Origin of the sequence: Pseudomonas sp. 65/3-MNA-CIBAN-0223 (assembly GCF_040310425.1) — a bacterium.
Classification (GTDB): Bacteria; Pseudomonadota; Gammaproteobacteria; order Pseudomonadales; family Pseudomonadaceae; genus Aquipseudomonas; species Aquipseudomonas gregormendelii.
On the sequence record NZ_JBEOPV010000002.1, the window covers coordinates 42,096 to 60,942 of the forward strand.

16 protein-coding genes are annotated in these 18,847 nt (G+C 60.2%); 3 read left to right on the forward strand and 13 right to left on the reverse strand.

Features of this window, described 5'->3' with window-relative positions; all coding sequences use genetic code 11:
* Window positions 1–181 precede the first annotated feature (181 nt).
* From AAEZ09_RS01840 to AAEZ09_RS01850, 3 genes are read left to right on the forward strand one after another with little or no spacing between them, the layout of a single operon-like run.
* Window positions 182–1,285 carry an efflux RND transporter periplasmic adaptor subunit gene (locus AAEZ09_RS01840; RefSeq protein ID WP_350597875.1) on the forward strand — a complete coding sequence of 368 codons (1,104 nt, stop codon included), beginning with the start codon at window positions 182–184 and terminating at the stop codon, window positions 1,283–1,285.
* Window positions 1,282–2,349, forward strand: a complete 1,068-nt coding sequence (locus AAEZ09_RS01845) for an efflux RND transporter periplasmic adaptor subunit (RefSeq protein ID WP_045061292.1) — start codon at window positions 1,282–1,284, stop codon at window positions 2,347–2,349. Before AAEZ09_RS01840 ends, AAEZ09_RS01845 begins: the two co-directional genes overlap by 4 nt.
* The gene (locus tag AAEZ09_RS01850) at window positions 2,346–5,399 is read left to right on the forward strand and encodes an efflux RND transporter permease subunit (RefSeq protein WP_350597877.1); all 3,054 of its coding nucleotides are present in this window, start codon (window positions 2,346–2,348) and stop codon (window positions 5,397–5,399) included. Before AAEZ09_RS01845 ends, AAEZ09_RS01850 begins: the two co-directional genes overlap by 4 nt.
* Before the next feature lie 214 nt (window positions 5,400–5,613).
* Here AAEZ09_RS01850 and AAEZ09_RS01855 read toward each other — a convergent pair whose 3' ends face one another.
* The 13 genes from AAEZ09_RS01855 to AAEZ09_RS01915 form a co-directional block, all read right to left on the reverse strand.
* The gene (locus AAEZ09_RS01855; RefSeq protein ID WP_350598113.1) at window positions 5,614–6,243 is read right to left on the reverse strand and encodes a class I SAM-dependent methyltransferase; all 630 of its coding nucleotides are present in this window, start codon (window positions 6,241–6,243) and stop codon (window positions 5,614–5,616) included.
* 265 nt (window positions 6,244–6,508) lie between these two features.
* Complete coding sequence (locus AAEZ09_RS01860; RefSeq protein ID WP_045061294.1) at window positions 6,509–6,859, reverse strand: DUF6124 family protein; 351 nt, start codon at window positions 6,857–6,859, stop codon at window positions 6,509–6,511.
* A gap of 635 nt (window positions 6,860–7,494) precedes the next feature.
* On the reverse strand, window positions 7,495–7,845 hold the full coding sequence (locus tag AAEZ09_RS01865) for a DUF6124 family protein (RefSeq protein ID WP_045061294.1): 351 nt from the start codon (window positions 7,843–7,845) through the stop codon (window positions 7,495–7,497).
* Between the two features lie 675 nt (window positions 7,846–8,520).
* Window positions 8,521–9,165, reverse strand: a complete 645-nt coding sequence (locus AAEZ09_RS01870) for a methionine ABC transporter permease (protein WP_045061295.1) — start codon at window positions 9,163–9,165, stop codon at window positions 8,521–8,523.
* The gene (locus AAEZ09_RS01875; protein WP_350597879.1) at window positions 9,155–10,276 is read right to left on the reverse strand and encodes a methionine ABC transporter ATP-binding protein; all 1,122 of its coding nucleotides are present in this window, start codon (window positions 10,274–10,276) and stop codon (window positions 9,155–9,157) included. The genes AAEZ09_RS01870 and AAEZ09_RS01875 overlap by 11 nt, the downstream gene beginning before the upstream one ends.
* 2 nt (window positions 10,277–10,278) lie before the next feature.
* Window positions 10,279–11,088, reverse strand: coding sequence for a MetQ/NlpA family ABC transporter substrate-binding protein (locus AAEZ09_RS01880; protein WP_045061297.1), 810 nt, complete (start codon window positions 11,086–11,088; stop codon window positions 10,279–10,281).
* Window positions 11,089–11,166: 78 nt separating this feature from the next.
* On the reverse strand, window positions 11,167–12,525 hold the full coding sequence (locus AAEZ09_RS01885) for an LLM class flavin-dependent oxidoreductase (RefSeq protein ID WP_350597881.1): 1,359 nt from the start codon (window positions 12,523–12,525) through the stop codon (window positions 11,167–11,169).
* On the reverse strand, window positions 12,525–13,718 hold the full coding sequence (locus AAEZ09_RS01890; protein WP_205893599.1) for an SfnB family sulfur acquisition oxidoreductase: 1,194 nt from the start codon (window positions 13,716–13,718) through the stop codon (window positions 12,525–12,527). The genes AAEZ09_RS01885 and AAEZ09_RS01890 overlap by 1 nt, the downstream gene beginning before the upstream one ends.
* Window positions 13,719–13,756: 38 nt before the next feature.
* Entirely contained in the window at window positions 13,757–14,998 is a 1,242-nt protein-coding gene (locus AAEZ09_RS01895; RefSeq protein ID WP_205893598.1) for an SfnB family sulfur acquisition oxidoreductase, read from the reverse strand.
* Between the two features lie 317 nt (window positions 14,999–15,315).
* The gene (tcyN, locus tag AAEZ09_RS01900) at window positions 15,316–16,071 is read right to left on the reverse strand and encodes an L-cystine ABC transporter ATP-binding protein TcyN (protein WP_122840763.1); all 756 of its coding nucleotides are present in this window, start codon (window positions 16,069–16,071) and stop codon (window positions 15,316–15,318) included.
* 4 nt (window positions 16,072–16,075) lie between these two features.
* Complete coding sequence (tcyL, locus tag AAEZ09_RS01905; protein WP_045061302.1) at window positions 16,076–16,741, reverse strand: cystine ABC transporter permease; 666 nt, start codon at window positions 16,739–16,741, stop codon at window positions 16,076–16,078.
* The gene (tcyJ, locus tag AAEZ09_RS01910; RefSeq protein ID WP_045061303.1) at window positions 16,741–17,535 is read right to left on the reverse strand and encodes a cystine ABC transporter substrate-binding protein; all 795 of its coding nucleotides are present in this window, start codon (window positions 17,533–17,535) and stop codon (window positions 16,741–16,743) included. The genes tcyL and tcyJ overlap by 1 nt, the downstream gene beginning before the upstream one ends.
* 250 nt (window positions 17,536–17,785) lie before the next feature.
* Window positions 17,786–18,778, reverse strand: coding sequence for a D-cysteine desulfhydrase (locus tag AAEZ09_RS01915; protein WP_350597885.1), 993 nt, complete (start codon window positions 18,776–18,778; stop codon window positions 17,786–17,788).
* Between the last annotated feature and the right edge of the window lie 69 nt (window positions 18,779–18,847).

Genomic DNA, 18,847 nt, shown 5'->3' on the forward strand with positions numbered 1-18,847 from the left:
CTGGATTTGAGTGCGGGCAATGGTCATCGGACCTCCAACCCGGTAATGATACGGTTCAAAAGCCCGGGGGGTAGTAGCGTAAGGGGTTTATTTGACGCCCATCAGAGGCACCCTTGGAACCCTGTTCTAAGCTCACAGTCGTATCGACAATCGCACGCCCGTACTACGCAAAGGAGTCTGCATGGCTGGTCCTGGAATAAAACTGGTGGTTGGGCTGGGCCTGTTGGCTTTGTTGACCGCCTGCGGTGACGAAAAACCGGTCGAGAAGGACCGCCCGCGGGTGTTCGTGCAGGAGGTCAAACCGGCGGATTACGCGGCCTCGGTGACCCTGACGGGGGATGTCCAGGCACGGGTCCAGACCGAACTTTCGTTTCGGGTCGGCGGCAAGATCATCCAGCGCATGGTCGATGTCGGGGACCGCGTGACGGCCAGGCAAGTGTTGGCCAAGCTGGACCCCAAGGACCTGCAGACCAATGTCGACTCGGCGCAGGCCCAGGTCACCGCCGAACAGGCGCGGGTCAAACAGACTGCTGCGGCGTTCGTGCGCCAGCAAAAACTCCTGCCCAAGGGTTACACCAGCCAAAGCGAATACGATTCCGCCCAGGCCGCCTTACGCAGCAGCCAGAGCGCGTTGACGGCGGCCCAGGCCCAGTTGGCCAATGCCCGTGAACAACTGAGCTACACCTCGTTGATCGCTGACGCACCGGGCGTGATTACTGCGCGCCAGGCCGAAGTCGGCCAGGTGGTGCAGGCCACGGTGCCGATTTTCAGCCTGGCCCGGGATGGCGAGCGCGATGCGGTGTTCAACGTCTATGAGTCGCTGCTGACCGAAGCCCCGGAAGACAAGACGGTGGTCGTCAGCCTGCTGGACAACCCGGCAATCAAGACCACCGGCACCGTTCGCGAAGTCACGCCTGCGGTCTCTGCACAAACCGGCACCGTACAGGTCAAGGTCACCCTTCATGGTTTGCCTGATGGCATGCAACTGGGTTCTGTGGTGAGCGCCACGGCCAAGACCCCGGGCAAGTCTGCCGTGGTGCTGCCGTGGTCGGCGCTGACCAAAAACATCAGCGAGCCTGCGGTGTGGCGAGTGGACGGTGAAGGCAAGGCGCAACTGCACACGGTCACTGTCGGCCGATACCTGACCGGTAAAGTCATCATCAGCGACGGCTTGAATGCGGGCGACAAAGTCATCATCGCCGGCGGGCAATTGCTGCACCCTGGGGTAAAAGTGGAAATCGCCGAGAACACCTACAAGGATCTGGAAGTGGGGAACCAGCCATGAAGCGCCTGTTGCTGGTATTGGCCGGGGTCATGTTGGCAGCCTGCTCGAAGAAAGAACCACCGCCGGAGCCGGTGCGCCCGGTGCTGTCGATCAAGGTCCAGGTGCTCAACGAGGAAACCCTTGGTCGCTTCGCCGGCAGTATCCAGGCGCGCTACGAGAGTAACGTCGGGTTCCGCGTGCCCGGGCGCATCGCCAGCCGTAATGTCGATGTGGGCGCCGAAGTCGAGAAAGGCGCTTTGCTCGCCACGCTCGACCCCACGGATCAGCAGAACCAGTTGCGCGCTGCCCAGGGTGACCTGGCGAAGATCCAGGCCCAGCTCATCAACGCCCAGGCCAATGCCCGGCGCCAGCAGGAGCTGTTCAATCGCGGAGTCGGCGCGCAGGCTCAGCTGGACATTGCCCTGACCGACCTGAAAACCACTCAGGCGTCCCTTGATCAAGCCAAGGCCGCCGTCAATCAGGCCAAGGACCAACTCGGCTACGTCGAGCTGCGCACCGACCACAAGGCCATCGTCACCGCGTGGAATGCCGAAGCCGGCCAGGTCGTCACCGCAGGTCAGCAAGTGGTCACACTGGCCCAACCGGATATCAAGGAGGCGGTGATTGACCTGCCGGACACCCTGGTCGACCAGTTGCCCCCGGACGTGGTATTCCAGGTGGCCGCGCAGCTGGACCCGAGCATCACCAGCACCGCCATCGTTCGCGAAATCGAACCGCAGGCGCAGAGCGCAACCCGCACCCGGCGCGCGCGCCTGACCCTGGCCGATTCACCCCCTGGCTTTCGCCTGGGTACGGCCATCAGCGTGACGCTCAGTTCGGCGATCAAGCCGCGTATCGAATTGCCGGTCACCGCCTTGCAGGAAGTCGATGGCAAGACGCGAATCTGGGTGATCGATGCACAAAGCCAAACCGTTTCCCCGCGAGACGTCAATGTGATCAGCCGTACGGACGACTCGGTGGTGCTGGCCGATGGCGTGAAATCTGGTGAGCGCGTGGTCAGTGCCGGCGTGAACAGCCTGAAACCCGGGCAAAAAGTGAAAATCGACGAGGAAAGCCCACAATGAAAGGGAGTTTCAATTTATCCGAATGGGCCCTCAAGCATCAGTCGTTTGTCTGGTATCTGATGTTCGTCGCGCTGCTGATGGGCGTGTTCTCCTACATGAACCTGGGTCGCGAGGAAGACCCCTCGTTCACCATCAAGACCATGGTCATCCAGACCAACTGGCCGGGGGCGACCCAGGAGGAAACCCTCAAGCAGGTCACTGACCGCATCGAGAAAAAACTCGAAGAGCTTGATTCCCTCGACTACGTCAAAAGCTACACCCGGCCCGGCGAATCCACGGTGTTCGTCTACCTGCGCGACACCACCAGTGCCAAAGACATCCCGGAAATCTGGTACCAGGTGCGCAAGAAGATCAACGACATCCGCGGTGATTTTCCTCAGGGTATTCAAGGGCCGGGATTCAACGACGAGTTCGGTGATGTGTACGGTTCGGTGTACGCCTTCACCTCTGATGGTTTGTCGCTGCGCCAGCTGCGCGATTACGTTGAGCAGGTTCGCGCGCAGATCCGCGACGTGCCAGGGTTGGGTAAGGTCGAAATGGTTGGCGAGCAGGACGAAGTGATTTACCTGAACTTCTCCACGCGCAAACTCGCGGCCCTGGGCATCGATCAGAGCCAGGTGGTGCGGAGCCTGCAATCGCAGAACGCGGTGACCCCTGCCGGTGTGATCGAGGCAGGCCCTGAGCGGATTTCGGTGCGCACGTCCGGCCAGTTCGATTCGGAAAAAGACCTGGCGGACGTCAATCTCAAGCTCAACGATCGTTTCTATCGCCTGGCTGACATCGCGGACATAAGCCGCGGCTACGTCGACCCGGCGACGCCCGAATTCCGTTTCAACGGCCAGACCGCCATCGGCCTGGCCATCGCCATGAAGAAGGGTGGCAACATCCAGGAGTTCGGCAAGGCCCTGCATCAACGCATGGAAGAACTGACCGCTGACCTGCCGGTCGGTGTGGGCGTGCACAGCGTCTCCGACCAGGCTGAAGTGGTGGAAAAAGCCGTCGGCGGCTTCACCAGCGCATTGTTCGAAGCGGTGGTGATCGTACTGATCGTCAGCTTCATCAGCCTCGGCGTGCGTGCCGGGCTGGTGGTGGCGTGTTCGATTCCGCTGGTGCTGGCGATGGTCTTCGTCTTCATGGAGTACAGCGGCATCACCATGCAGCGGATCTCTCTCGGCGCCTTGATCATCGCCCTTGGCCTGCTGGTGGACGACGCCATGATCACGGTGGAGATGATGGTCACGCGCCTGGAGATGGGCGAAACCAAGGAGCAGGCGGCGACCTTCGCCTATACCTCCACGGCCTTCCCGATGCTCACCGGTACGCTGGTAACCGTAGCCGGCTTCGTGCCGATCGGCCTCAACGCCAGTTCGGCGGGCGAGTACACCTTCACGCTGTTCGCGGTGATCGCGGTGGCGATGCTGGTGTCATGGGTGGTGGCGGTGCTGTTTGCCCCGGTGATCGGCGTGCATATTCTCAGTGCCAATGTGAAGCCGCACAACGCCGAACCCGGCCGTATCGGGCGGGCGTTCAATGGCGGGATGTTGTGGGCCATGCGCAATCGCTGGTGGGCGATCGGCATCACCATTGCGCTATTCGCGGCCTCGGTGTTCTGCATGCAATTCGTGCAGAACCAGTTCTTCCCGTCCTCGGACCGTCCGGAAATTCTCGTCGACCTGAACCTGCCGCAAAACGCTTCCATCGCCGAAACCCGCAAGGCGGTGAACAAGCTCGAAGAAACGCTCAAGGGCGACCCGGATATCGTGCGCTGGAGCACCTATATCGGCGAAGGTGCGATCCGTTTCTACCTGCCCCTCGACCAGCAATTGCAGAACCCGTACTACGCGCAACTGGTCATCGTCAGCAAGGGCCTGGAGTCGCGCGAGGCCCTGAGCCAGCGCTTGCGTGAACGCCTGCGCAAGGATTTCGTCGGCATCGGCAGCTACGTCCAGGCCCTGGAAATGGGCCCGCCGGTCGGGCGGCCCATCCAGTACCGGGTCAGCGGCAAGGACATCGATCAAGTGCGCAAGCATGCGATCGCGCTGGCCACCGAGCTGGACAAGAATGCGCACATTGGCGAGATCATTTACGACTGGAACGAGCCGGGTAAAGTCCTGCGCATCGACATCGCCCAGGACAAGGCACGGCAGCTGGGGCTGTCCTCGGAAGACGTGGCCAACCTGATGAACAGCATCGTAGTGGGCGCCCCCGTCACCCAGGTGGATGACGATATTTATCTGATCAACGTGGTGGGACGCGCAGTGGACGCCGAACGCGGCACGCCGGAGACCCTGCAGAACCTGCAGATCGTGACTTCCAGTGGTACGTCGATTCCGCTGCTGTCGTTCGCCACCGTGCGCTACGAACTTGAGCAGCCGCTGGTGTGGCGTCGCGATCGCAAGCCGACCATCACCATCAAGGCGGCGGTGCGGGACGAGATTCAGCCCACCGACCTGGTCAAGCAACTCAAGCCGGCCATCGAGCAGTTCGCCTCGACATTGCCGGTCGGCTACAAGGTGGCCACCGGTGGTACGGTCGAGGAAAGCGGCAAGGCCCAGGGCCCGATCGCCAAGGTCGTGCCGCTGATGCTGTTCCTGATGGCGACGTTCCTGATGATCCAGTTGCACAGCGTGCAGAAGCTGTTCCTGGTGGCCAGCGTCGCGCCGCTCGGATTGATCGGCGTGGTACTGGCGCTGATCCCCACCGGCACGCCGATGGGTTTCGTGGCGATCCTGGGGATTCTTGCGCTGATCGGTATCATCATCCGTAACTCGGTGATCCTGGTGACGCAGATCGAGGCTTTTGAGAAAGACGGCTACTCGCCGTGGGACTCGGTAGTGCAAGCCACGGAGCATCGGCGCCGGCCGATTCTGCTCACGGCAGCAGCAGCGAGCCTTGGGATGATCCCGATTGCCCGGGAAGTATTCTGGGGGCCGATGGCCTACGCGATGATCGGCGGGATCATCATTGCGACCTTGCTGACGCTGCTGTTTTTGCCGGCACTGTATGTGGCCTGGTACAAGATTCGCGAGCCGGAACCAGAAGCGCAGTAAAGCGAGCGCTCCGCGCTCATCGCGGGCAAGCCCGCTCCCACAGGTATCAGGGAGGATCACAGAATTTGTGGTCCTGCCTTAATGCACGGATATCAGGGAGGATCACAAAATTTGTGGTCCTGCCTTAATACACAGGTATCAGGGAGGATCACAATTTGTGGTCCGACCTTAATCACTGTGGGAGCGGGCTTGCCCGCGATGGCGGCCTGTGAGACTACGCCGGCTTACGCCACACACTCGCCAACCACGGCTGCTGCTCCTGCGGCAGCCCTGCCGGGCGATAGTAATGCTCCAACTCCACAAACCCCGCCTCGGCCAGCAATTGCTGCCACGTCTTCCAGTCATGATAGGCCCCATACCGCGGCCCGTTCCAACCTTCCTCGTTCTGCCCGCGAGGATTTGAGCTGAACAACACGCCTCCTGGCTTCAACGCCCCGCGCAACGCCTTCAGCACCCTCGGCAGCTCTTGGCGCGGGATGTGAAACAGCACGGCATTGGCAAAAATCCCGTCAAATCGTTCACCGGGCAAATCCAGCTTCAGAAAGTCCTGCTGCCAGACCTCACAGCCACTGTCTGCACGCGCCATCTGCGCGAACTGCTCCGAGCCGTCCAGGCCCACAGCCGTGTGGCCCATGCGGGAAAACGTCTGCAGATCGCGCCCTGGGCCACAGCCGAAATCGAGAATGTCGAAAGGCGCGCTACCCTGGATATGCCGCAGCAGAGCGTCGATGTTCTGGCTGACATCATGATCGCGAGTACCTTCGCGAAACTCCTCGGCCACCGAGTTGTAATGGCCCAGTGTGGTGGAGGTGATTTTTTCCAGGTCGTCGGGGGTCTGCTTCATGGTGGGCTGCGCGGCAATGGGGATGCGCCGAATATACGCCATCAGGCTGGTGGCTGCCGCGCAGCCATTCGCGAGCAAGCCGCATTCCCTGTAGGAGCGAGCTTGCTCGCGAAAAATTCAAGAACGACGCGTGCAATCTGTAAGCCCGCGTAATCGTTGACGTCCATCGCGAGCAAGCTCGCTCCTACAGTGATTCTGTGTGCGCCGCAGAACCCTGTAGGAGCGAGCTTGCTCGCGAAGGCGGCCTCAAGGAACACCCGTCAAGTCAGTCCTGCGCCTGCTTCATCCCCAGGCAATCAATCGACCGGTCAACCATCGCCTTGGCGATCTCCAGCAAATGCCAAATCGAATACACCATGGCTCGGTCGGCCCCCTTGAGGTGGTCGCCACACTGATAGGCCGTGACCGATGCGCAGCGCAACAAATCGGCGATGTAGAGTTGGGTGTCTTCGAAGCTTACATCGTTGCTGACGTTGTAGAACCTGAGCTCATCGGGAGCCGACGGTTGTTCGCCGGTCAGGTAGAAATCGATGGCACGGTAGAGTGCGGAGCGGTCTCTTTGGAGGTCATCGTTCCTGGTTGCATTGGAGGGTGGATCGGGGACAGGCTTTTTCATTGGTAAACTCCAGGTGGTGGTAGGAGCCAACCGATTTCGCGACTAAACGAGAAGGGGTGGCGGCTGCACGCAGGTTAGTCGACCGGTCACCTGGAACCCCGGCGCACCCGAGGGTGCCCTGCGCACAGCCACCATAAAGTTCAGGCGATAAAAAACACCTGAAAGAGGTAGCGCTGTACGCCAAGTGATATCCGGGCGACTAAACCCGGTCACTGATGAGCAGTGACGGGCCGAGATTAGACGCGGAAATCTGTAGGCGCAAGCGGGCGAAATAATCTAGGAAATTTCCTGTAAAGGGAAGGGAACATGCGTGTAGGAACGCTGATTTTTCTGTCAGAAAACTTCCCGGTTTGTAGCGTTTTTCCGATCGCCAAGATCGCAGCCTTCGGCAGCTCCTACAGGAGCGTGGTGATCCGCACATCCTCGGTGAACATTTATCACTGTAGGAGCTGCCGCAGGCTCGGGCCGCGATCGGACGATCTTTTGATCTTGATTCAGCGCTTGTTCAAGCCACGCGCCAGGCGTTCCCCGCCCGGCCCACAGTAATTTCTGCCGGACCGAAATTCGGTGTGCGCCGCAGAACCCTGTAGGAGCGAGCTTGCTCGCGAAGGCGGCCTCAAGGAAAACCCGTCAAGTCAGTCCTGCGCCTGCTTCATCCCCAGACAATCAATCGACCGGTCAACCATGGCCTTGGCGATCTCCAGCAAATGCCAAATCGAATACACCATGGCTCGGTCGGCCCCCTTGAGGTGGTCGCCACACTGATAGGCCGTGACCGATGCGCAGCGCAACAAATCGGCGATGTAGAGTTGGGTGTCTTCGAAGCTTACATCGTTGCTGACGTTGTAGAACCTGAGCTCATCGGGAGCCGACGGTTGTTCGCCGGTCAGGTAGAAATCGATGGCACGGTAGAGTGCGGAGCGGTCTCTTTGGAGGTCATCGTTCCTGGTTGCATTGGAGGGTGGATCGGGGACAGGCTTTTTCATCCGTGTTGCTCCTATTGATACGTGGGAGCCGACACTTCTCGCCTACTAAAACGAGGGTGGCAGCTGTGCGCAGGTTAGTAGACCGGTCAATAGGAAACCCGGCGCACCCGGAGGTGCCCCACGCACAGCCGCCATATTCATTACCCGGCAAAAACTGCCGGGCATGAGTATGGGACGCTATGCACCTATTGTTCGGGCTACTAAACCCGGTCACTGATGAGCAGTGACGGGCCGAGATTAGACGCGGAAATCTGTAGGCGCAAGCGGGCGAAATAATCTAGGAAATTTCCTGCAAAGGGAAGGGAACATGCGTGTAGGAACGCTGATTTTTCTGTCAGAAAACTTCCCGGTTTGTAGCGTTTTTCCGATCGCCAAGATCGCAGCCTTCGGCAGCTCCTACAGGGGGCGTGGTGATGCACGGCATCCTCGGTGAACATTTATCACTGTAGGAGCTGCCGCAGGCTCGGGCCGCGATCGGACGATCTTTTGATCTTGATTCAACGCTTGTTCAAGCCCCGCGCGTTCCCGGTTTGTAGCGTTTTTCCGATCGCCAAGATCGCAGCCTTCGGCAGCTCCTACAGGGGCGTGGTGATCCGCTACATCCTCGGTGAACATTTATCACTGTAGGAGCTGCCGCAGGCTCGGGCCGCGATCGGACGATCTTTTGATCTTGATTCAGCGCTTGTTCAAGCCCCGCGCCAGGCGATCCCCGCCCAGCTGGATAATCGCCACCAAGACCACCAGCAACACAATCACCGTCAACATGATCTGGCTGTCAAAGCGCTGATAGCCGTACCGATACGCGATGTCACCCAGCCCACCGGCACCAATCGCGCCGGCCATGGCCGATGAGTTGATCATGGTGACCAGGGTGATGGTGAACCCGCCAACAATCCCCGGCAGCGCTTCAGGCAACAGCACGTGCCAGACAATGTGCCAGCGCCGGCAGCCCATCGCTTGCGCCGCTTCGATCAGCCCATGATCCACCTCGCGCAGGCTGACCTCGGCAATGCGCGCAAAGAATGGTGTGGCGGCAATCGTCAGGGGCACCACGGCCGCCCAGACGCCGTAGGTGGTGCCGACGATCAGTCGGGTGAATGGAATCAGGGCCACCATCAGAATCAGGAACGGGATCGAGCGAAACAGGTTCACGAACGCGCCCAATGCTCGGTTGAGCGCCGGGGCTTCGTAGATGCCGCCCTTGGCGCTGGTGACCAGAATGACCGCCAGCGGAATGCCCGCCAGCAGCGCGATCAATGACGAGACACCCACCATCAGGAAGGTGTCGATAAAGCCTTGCAGCAAGCGATCAAACCACATAGCCAAGCACCTCTACCTGTTGCGCCCATTGCCCGGCGCGTTGGCGCAGTTGCTCAGTGCCCAGAGACGAGCCTGACACCGCCAGCAGCAGTTGCCCCAGGGCATGTCCCTGAATCCGCTCAACACCACCTTGCAGCAGGCGCACGCGACCGCCGAGTGCGCTGAACAGCGCAGCCAGGTCGGGCTCGTCGGTGGCGCTGCCGGTGAACTGCAGGCGCAGCGCCACCGCTGCATCTGGCGACTGGGGTTGCGGCTGCAAACGGCTTTGCAATTCCTGCGGCAAGGCGTGTTGCAGCGGCGCAAGCAGGGTCTTGCTGACTTCGTGCTGCGGGTTGCCAAACACCTCCCAGACCGGGCCCTGCTCGACGATGTGTCCATGTTCCAGCACCACGACGCGGTCGCAGATGTCGCGGATCACCGCCATCTCGTGGGTGATCAGCACGATGGTCAGGCCCAGGCGCTGATTGATCTCGCGCAGCAGGGCGAGGATCGATTGGGTGGTCTCCGGGTCCAGTGCCGAGGTGGCTTCGTCGCACAGCAGAATCTGCGGGTCGTGCACCAGGGCCCGGGCGATGCCGACTCGCTGTTTCTGCCCGCCGGACAACTGCGCCGGGTAGGCCTTGTGCTTGCCTTCCAGGCCGACCAGCTCCAGCAGTTCGCGCACTTTTCGCTCGCGTTTTTCCTTCGGTACACCCGCCACTTTCAGCGGCAACTCGACGTTCTGCCACACCGTTTTGGCGGACATCAGGTTGAAGTGCTGGAAGATCATGCCGATGCGTCGCCGCAGCGCCACCAGGCGGTCTTCATCGAACTCGCCGATGTCGACCTGATCGATCAGCACCCGCCCGCTACTCGGTTGTTCGAGGCGGTTGATGGTGCGGATCAGCGACGATTTGCCGGCGCCGCTGCGGCCGATGATGCCGAACACTTCGCCGCGCTGGATCGCCAGGTCGATGCCGTGCAGGGCCGCCACCGGACCCTGCTGGCCATTGTAGGTTTTGCCCAGGCCAACGAAGCGCACGTGGGCGCGGTTCAGTTCCGGGTGCAGTTGGGCTTGTTGCGCATTACGTTGCTCTGGAATATCCAGTCGCAGCTGGGTGGCAGCGCTCATTCTCAGCTTTCCCAGCCAGCTTGATAGAGCTTGCCGTGGGCCTGGTCCAGGGCGGCGCGAACGGCTGGCGAATGCTGGTAGATGTCGACGAACTTGATCAGGCGCGGGTCGGTTTTGCTCTTGGGCTGGATCACGAATTGGATCACGTATTCCTTGTGATCAAGGCCGTCGAACAGCAGGGCAGAGCCAGCATCAAAAGTCTTGGACAGGCGGATGTAGGCCGGGTAGCCCTGTACCAGGTCGGCGTCATCGTATGCGCGTACCAGTTGCACAGCTTCGACCTGGAGAATCTTGATTTTCTTCGGATTGGCGACGATGTCTTCTTCGGTGGCCTTGTAGCCGACACCCTGCTTGAGGGTGATCAGGCCGGCCTTGGCCAACAGTTGCAGGCCGCGGCCGCTGTTGATCGGGTCGTTGGCGATCGCGACGGTGGCGCCTTCTGGCAATTCATCGAAGCTTTTGTATTTTTTCGAGTAGAGGCCGACGTTATTGATGATTCCTGGCGCGAACGGCACTAGGTCAAACCCTGCGGCGGCCTTGGCATTTTCCAGGAACGGGATGTGCTGGAAATAGTTCACGTCAATGTCGCCGGCGGCGAGGCTGACGTTGGGGGCGATCCAGTCGCTGAACTCGACGAGTTCGACTTTCAGGCCCTGCTTGTTGGCCTCTTCGACAGCGGCTTCCAGGGGAATGGCAAAGGCGGCGGTGGTACCGATTTTCAGTGGGGCGTCAGCGGCGAAGGTCACCGAGCTGAAGAGGCCGAGGGCCAGGGCCAGTGCTTTGACTGGGTGAGAGATGAGTTTTTTGGTCATGATGGTTTTTCCAGTCAGTGCATGAAATTGGGGTGTTTGGTCGAATGTCATCGCGAGCAAGGCTTGCCCGCGATGCTCTTAGCGGCGGAACTCGGCGCCGATGTGTTGCGCTGGCAAATGCGCCTGCGCGTGGAACAGCTTCTCCCGCAGGCTGCCGTCGTCGTAAGCGGTCTTGTACGACCCTCGCCGCTGCAACTCCGGAATCACCAGCTCGATGAAGTCCACATAGCTTTCCGGTGTGACGATGCGCGTCAGGTTGAAGCCGTCGAGACCGGTCTCAGCGATCCACGATTCGAGTTCATCGGCCACTTGCGCCGGCGAACCGACCACGGTGATGTAACGGCCACCGAGGGCGTGTTGTTCGAGCAATTTGCGTCGGGTCCAGTCGTTGTTCTGCAGGTTTTTGGTCGCTGACTGGATGGCATTGCTCTTTACGTACTGGATCGGCTCATCGATTTCGTATTCGGCAAAATCGATCCCGGTAGACGCCGAGAAGTGCGCCACGCCGGCTTCCGCACTGGCGTAGCTCAGGTACTCGGCATGCTTGTTCCAGGCCAGTTCTTCGGTGGCGCCGACGATCACGTTCAACCCCATGAACACCTTGATGTCCTCGGGCTTGCGCCCGGCCTCGACGGCACTGGCGCGCACCTTGTCCACCTGGGCTCTGGTCGACGGTTTGTTCTGGCCGCTGATGAACACGCACTCGGCGTGACGCCCGGCAAACAGCAATCCGCGATCCGAGCTGCCAGCCTGGAACAGCACCGGCGTGCGTTGCGGTGAGGGTTCGCAGAGGTGATAACCCTCGACCTGATAGAACTCGCCCTTGTGCTCGACCTTGTGCACTTTGTCTGGTTGCGCATAGACGCGTTGCACGGGGTCGTTCACCACTGCGCCGTCTTCCCAGCTGCCTTCCCAGAGCTTGTAGAGCACTTGCAGGTACTCATCAGCCTGGTCGTAGCGACGGTCGTGTTCGACCTGTTCGCGCAAGCCCATGGCCTTGGCCGCGCTGTCGAGATAACCGGTGACGATGTTCCAGCCAACCCGGCCGCGGCTCAGGTGGTCGAGCGTGGACATGCGCCGGGCGAACAGGTACGGCGGCTCATAAGTAAGGTTTGCCGTCAGGCCGAAACCCAGGTGGCGGGTGACGGCGGCCATGGCTGAAACCAGCAGCAGGGGATCGTTGACGGGCAGCTGGATTGATTCTTTGAGCGGCACGTCCACCGAATTCTGGTAGACGTCATACACCCCGACGATGTCGGCGATGAACAAGCCATCGAACAGGCCGCGCTCGAGCAGTTGCGCCAGTTCGGTCCAGTATTCGATGGTTTTATATTGGGTGGAGTTGTCCCGTGGATGGGTCCACAGCCCGTGATTGATGTGCCCGATGCAGTTCATGTTGAACGCATTAAGCAGGATCTTCTTCTTGGCAACGGTCATCAGATGGTCCCCCGTAGTGGCGGGTTTTCATCGTTGAGGTAGTAGTTGCCCACGGCGTGGTATTTCCAGCGCACCGGGTCATGCAGGGTGTGTACCCGGGCGTTGCGCCAGTGGCGATCCAGGCCATGTTCGATCAGGGTCGCCTGGCTACCTGCCAATTCGAACAGCGTGCTGCCCGCCGCGAGAGAGATTTCGGTGCTGATGGCGCGGGCTTCGGCGACGGCAATCGAGGCTGCCGCGACGGTTGCGGCGTGGGTGTCGGCCTGGGCCTTGTCGAGGTATTCACCGGCGCGTTCCAGCAGCGCTTCGGCTGCGTGGAGGCGAATGCTCAAGTGGCCGAAGCTTTTGATGGTCAGAGGGTCTTCAGTGGCCTTTTCGTGGGTGGCGTCAATCCATGGCCGGGTCTTGGTGCGCACGAAGTGCAGCGCATCTTCGTAGGCGGCGCGGGCGATACCGGTGTCGATGGCCGCGTGGAGAATCTGCGCCAGGGGGCCGACTGGCGTTGGCCGCTCGAAAGCGCTTTGAAACGGGATCACGTCCTCGGCCGCGACGAACACATCTTCGAATACTACTGAGCCGCTGCCGGTGGTGCGCTGGCCGAACCCGCTCCAGTCGTCGATCACCGTCAGGCCTTTGCTGTTGCGCGGCACGAACGCCAGTTGCTGTACTCCATGCTCATCCACCACCGAGGTTGGGATGCGCTGGGCATAGATCGCGCCGGTGGCGTAGAACTTGCGCCCGTTAATGCGATAGCCGTCGCCCTCCCTGGTCAGGCGAGTGACGCGGTCGTGGGCGGTTTTGGTGCCCAGTTCGGCGAGCGCATTGCCCAAGCGCTGGCCGGCCAATACTTCGGCGTACAGGCGTTTTTTCTGCTCTTCACTGCCGTTTACCCGCAGCACTTCGAGGGCGTAGAAATGGTTTTGCGGAATTTGTCCCAGGGAACCATCTGCCTGGGCGATCAGGGCGATGACCTTGGCCAATGTGACGTTGGACACGCCGGCGCCGCCATATTCTTTAGGCACGCTGATGCCCCAGAGGCCCGAGCGCGAAAACACTTCAAGTTCCGGGTGTGGCAAACGGCGTTCGCGGTCGCGCAGGGCGCTGTCGCGTTTGAAATCATCGGCCAGGTCACTGGCGACGACCAAGGCTTGCTCATCGCTGGTTATGACCGCGACGTGGTGAGAAAGAGGCATGTGCTTCTCCAGAGATCTGGTCAAAAGTGTTCCGGGGGTCAAATCCAGGAATGACGAGCCGGCAGGGTGCCGTTCAAGTGGTAAGTGCCGACCGCGTGATATTTCCAGCGCACCGGATCGTGCAGCGTGTGCACCCGGGCGTTACGCCAGTGGCGGTCGAGATTGAATTCAGCGAGGGTGGCGCGACTGCCAGCCAGTTCGAAGAGTTTTTCACTGGCCTGTAGCGAGATCTCGGTGGTCAGCACTTTGGCTTCGGCCACGGCTATCGAGGCTCGGGCCGCAGACTCGGCAGTCAGCGGCGTGGCGCTGACCTGATCGAGGACTTTGCCGGCTTTGCGCAACAGCGCTTCGGCTGCGTGCAGTTCGATTTTCAGCTTGCCGATGTCGGCGATCACATAGAGGTCGTCACTGGCTCGTTCGACCTGGGCATCGATCCATGGCCGGGCACGGGTTTTCACGAACTCGATGGCGTCGTCGATGGCGCCCCGGGCGATACCGGCGTCAATCGCGGCCTGAATCAACTGCGAGACGGCGCCCTGGATATTGGGCGTGTCATTGATCTTCCAGTTGTCCACCACCAGTTCGGCTTCGACCTGCACATTGTTCAGCAGGAGGGTGCCGCTGGCGGTAGTGCGCTGGCCAAAACCCGACCAGTCATCAACGATGCGCAAACCCGGCGTGCCGCGACGAACGAAGGCCAGGACTTGCTTGCCATCGTCGTTGAGCGCCTTGACGGCTACCCAATGGGCGAACAGCGCGCCCGTTGAATAGAATTTCTGCCCGTTGATTACAAAATCGTCGCCGCTCGGGGTGATTCGCGCCTTGAGTTCCAGAGTGTTTTTGGTGCCGCGCTCTGGACCGGCATTACCGATCCGCCAGCCTTGAAGCACGCTGGTGAACAGCTGCTTTTTTTGCGCATCGGTGGCGCTGCCGAGCAGCAGGTGAAGGATGCCGAACTGGTTCTGCGGGATTTGACCCAATGCCGGGTCGGCCGCGGAAATAATCGCGAACACCTCGGCCAGGGTCACGAAGGAGACCTGCGGGCCGCCGTATTCGCGGGGAATGGAAATACTGCCCAGGCCGCTACGGGTGAACTGTTCGATTTCCGACCAAGGCAGCTTGCGCTGCTGGTCGCGCCTGGCTGCTTGCAGGCGCGCGACCTGCGCGAGTTCACGAGCGGCCTTGATGGCTTGCGCATCGTTGCGCAGCACCTGTGCTGGCAATACCAACGGGGCGATGTCCAGATCACTCTGGACGAGTGCATCTGCCAGACTGGACATCAGTGCCACTCCTTGGCTGCACGCAATGCCCTGGCGTTCTGCACTGGGGTGATTGTGTTCCGGACCATACCTACCTCACATCTTCATGGAAACGCCGCGCGAAATGGCGGCGAACGAAATCAAGAATGTCCGGTGGTCCGGTGCATATACCGTAAGCGTGTATAAATAATAAATAAACTAACTTTTAGGAATATGCATAGAAGGTATGGCTGACTCTCACTGCCACGCAGACGCCTCGGTTTGAGCCGCGCACAGGTTTTGAATTTATAACGCAAGGGAGACTTCCGTCCTTGGAAGTTAAAAGTAGTGCGGGGAGGTTAGGCGTGGGTGTTGTTCAGAAACTTGCTAAGGAATTGTTTAGTCCGTTCTTCTTGAGGATTGGCAAACAATGCTTTCGCCTCGCCTTGTTCCACGATCACGCCCTTGTCGAAAAACACCACGCGGTTGGCGACATCCCGGGCGAACCCCATTTCATGAGTCACGATAACCATGGTGCGCTTCTCCTCGGCCAGTCCGCGGATGGTCGCCAGCACTTCACCCACCAGCTCCGGGTCCAGCGCTGAAGTCGGTTCATCGAACAGAATCACTTCCGGCTCCATCGCCAGCGCCCGGGCAATTGCCACGCGCTGTTGCTGGCCACCGGAGAGGCGCCTTGGATAGGCGTCTTCCTTGCCGGCCAGGCCGACCTTGGCCAAGAGCTTCTTGCCCAAGGCAACAGCCTCGGCCTGGGGGATTTTTTTCACCACGATCGGCCCTTCGATGACATTTTCCAGGGCGGTGCGATGGGGGAACAGGTTGAAGTTCTGAAACACGAAACCCACGTGCTGGCGCAGGCGGCGCACCAGGCTCTGCTGCTGGTTCAGTGGACGGCTGCCATCGATTTCGATGTCGCCGACCTTGATCCGGCCGCTGGTGGGTTCTTCTAGAAAGTTCAGGCAGCGCAGGAAGGTGGTTTTGCCCGAGCCGCTAGGCCCGATGATCGCCACCACCTCGCCGGCCTTCACCTGCAGGTCGATGCCGTTAAGCACCACCTGACCCTTGAACTGCTTTGTCAGTTTTTCCACGACAATCATTGGGTCAGGACTCCTGGTCGTGCCGATTGACCCGCTCTTCCAACTTGTTCTGCAGGTGCGACAGCACCGTGGCCAGAATCCAGTAGATCAGTGCGGCGGCAAGATACATGGTGAAGATTTCGAAGGTGCGAGCTGTGATCAGCTGCGCCTGGCGGAACAGTTCCGGCACCTGGATGGTGGCTGCCAGGGCGGTGTCCTTGACCAGCGAAATGAAGCTGTTGCCCAGTGGCGGCAGGGCCGTGCGCATCGCTTGCGGCAGAATGGCCCGGCGCAAGGTCTGCGCACGGGTCATGCCGATACTCGCGGCGGCTTCCCATTGGCCGCGTTCGATGGAGCTGATCGCAGCCCGCAGGATTTCGCAGGCATAGGCGGCCATGTTCAGCGAGAAGCCAATCAGGGCCGCTGGCAACGGATCAAGTTCGACACCCAGTTGCGGCAGGCCGTAATAGATCACGAACAGTTGCACCAGCAACGGTGTGCCGCGAAAGAACGACACGTAGATGCGGGCGATCCAGCTCACCAGCTTGAAGCGCGACAAGCGCATCAAGGCCAGGCCAAAGCCCATCAGCAGGCCGAAAAACATGCCGCCCAGGCTCAAGATCACCGTGTAGTACGCGCCCTTCAGCAGGAAAGGCGCGGAATCCAGCGCGAGTTTGAAAGCCTCTTCCATTATTTAGTGACGTCAGCGTTGAAGTATTTTTCCGAAAGCTTGGTCAGTGTGCCGTCGGCACGCAGCTTGTCGATCGCCTTGTTCACGGCCGCCAGCAGTTCAGGTTCGCCTTTACGCAGGGCGATACCGGCTTCCTGACGGGAGAACGGTTCGCCGGCGGCGGTGGTGTCCTTGGCCTTTTTGGCGTATTCCAGCGCTGCAAGGCGGTCGATCAGGATGGCGTCGATACGACCCACTCGCAGGTCCTGGAACTTGGTCGGATCATCTTCGTAAGTGCGCACGTCGGCGCCCGGTACGTTGGCTTTTACCCACTGTTCGTAGTTGGTGCCCAGGCCCACGCCGACTTTCTTGCCAGCCAGGTCGTTGGCGGTTTTGATGGTGTCCTTGTTCTTGGTCAGAACCAGCGCCTGAATCCCGGAAACGGTGTACGGTTCGGAGAAGTCGTACTTCTTCTTGCGCTCTTCCGAAATGGTTACCTGGTTGACCACGGCGTCGAGGCGCTTGGATTCCAGCGCCGCGAGGATCCCGTCCCATTTGGTCGGTTGCAGCTTCACTTTCACGCCCAGCTCTTTGGCCAGGGCTTCGGAGAATTCAACTTCGAAGCCGGCCAGTTTGCCGTCGGCGTCGACGAAACTGAACGGTGGGTAGGTGCCTTCCAGGCCGACGTTGATCACGCCTGCGTCCTTGATTTTTTGCAGTTGCTCACCGGCAACGGCCTGGCCGATCAGGCCGGCGCTCAGCGCCAGGCCCAGCGAACCTACCAGCAGATTTCGACGTAATACGGAAAAATTCATGACAAGCCCCTGTGGTTTCTTATGGGAAGACGCTTTTAGGAAAGTTGGCAAATTCGGGATTGAAGCGACTGCATGATGCTGCCCTGAAGCAGCATATGTGTTTTGCCACAAATTCGCCTGCGGCGCGACTATATGATGATGTTGATAGATAATAAAATAATAAATATAGATTCTATTATTCGTTCAAAGAATAAGCGGCATACCACTGTAGGAGCTGCCGAAGGCTGCGATCTTTTGATCTTGCAACCCGTCAAAGGAAATCCTTGTAAGCAAACAACGCCGGCGCCCCACCCGTGTGCAGGAATATGATCGGTCCCTCATCAAAACGCTGGCGGCCAATGCCGTCGAGCAATCCAGCCATGGCTTTGCCGGTGTAAACAGGGTCCAGCAACAAGCCTTCCTGACTCGCCAGCAGTTTCACGGCCGACAAGGTCCCGGCGTTGGGCTCGCCATAACGCGGGCCGAAATACTCATCCCACAGGTCGATCTTGAAGCTCGCCGGCAGGCTTACCCCCAACAGTTCTGCCGTGCGCTCGGCCAGGCCCTGCACCTTGGGGCGCTGCTCTTCATCGTTGCGCGATACGGTCACGCCGATCACTGGCAAATCCGGCAATGCTTCGCTCAAAGCCAAGGCCAGACCGCTGTGGGTCCCGGCGCTCCCGGAAGCAAGGACCACTGCGGCAAAGGTCAGGCCGGTGTCCTTGATCTGCTCGGCCAAATCGAGGCCGGCGCGCACGTAGCCCAGTGCACCCAGGGCATTCGAACCGCCAATCGGCACAACATAAGGATTCTTGCCATTGTTACGCAGGCGATCTGCCAGGGCCTGCAGTTGGCCGTCGGCGTCGTCGAGGTTTTCCACCCATTCAACCTTGGCGTCGAACAGGTCCAGTAGCAGGCGATTGCCATTGCCCAGGTAATTTTTGTCATCCGTGCCCAGGGGATTTTCCAACAGGGCGACGCAACCCAGTCCCAGCTTGGCGGCCAGGGCTGCCGTTTGCCGCACGTGATTGGATTGCAGCGCCCCGGCGGTGATCAAGGTATCGGCACCCTGGGACAACGCGTCGGCTGCCAGGTACTCGAGTTTGCGCAGCTTGTTGCCGCCCATCGCCAGTGGCGTCAGGTCGTCGCGCTTGACGTAGACATCGCGGCCCAGCCAGGTCGAGAGGCGTTCGAGTTTTTCCAGGGGCGTGGGATGGCCGAGCAGGTCGAGGCGGTCAAAACGGGCGAGCTGTTGTTTGATCATGGTTCCGTACTGGCGGAGGAAGGTGTCAGGACTATAGGCAGCCCCAAATCCGTGGGCAACCGTGAATCG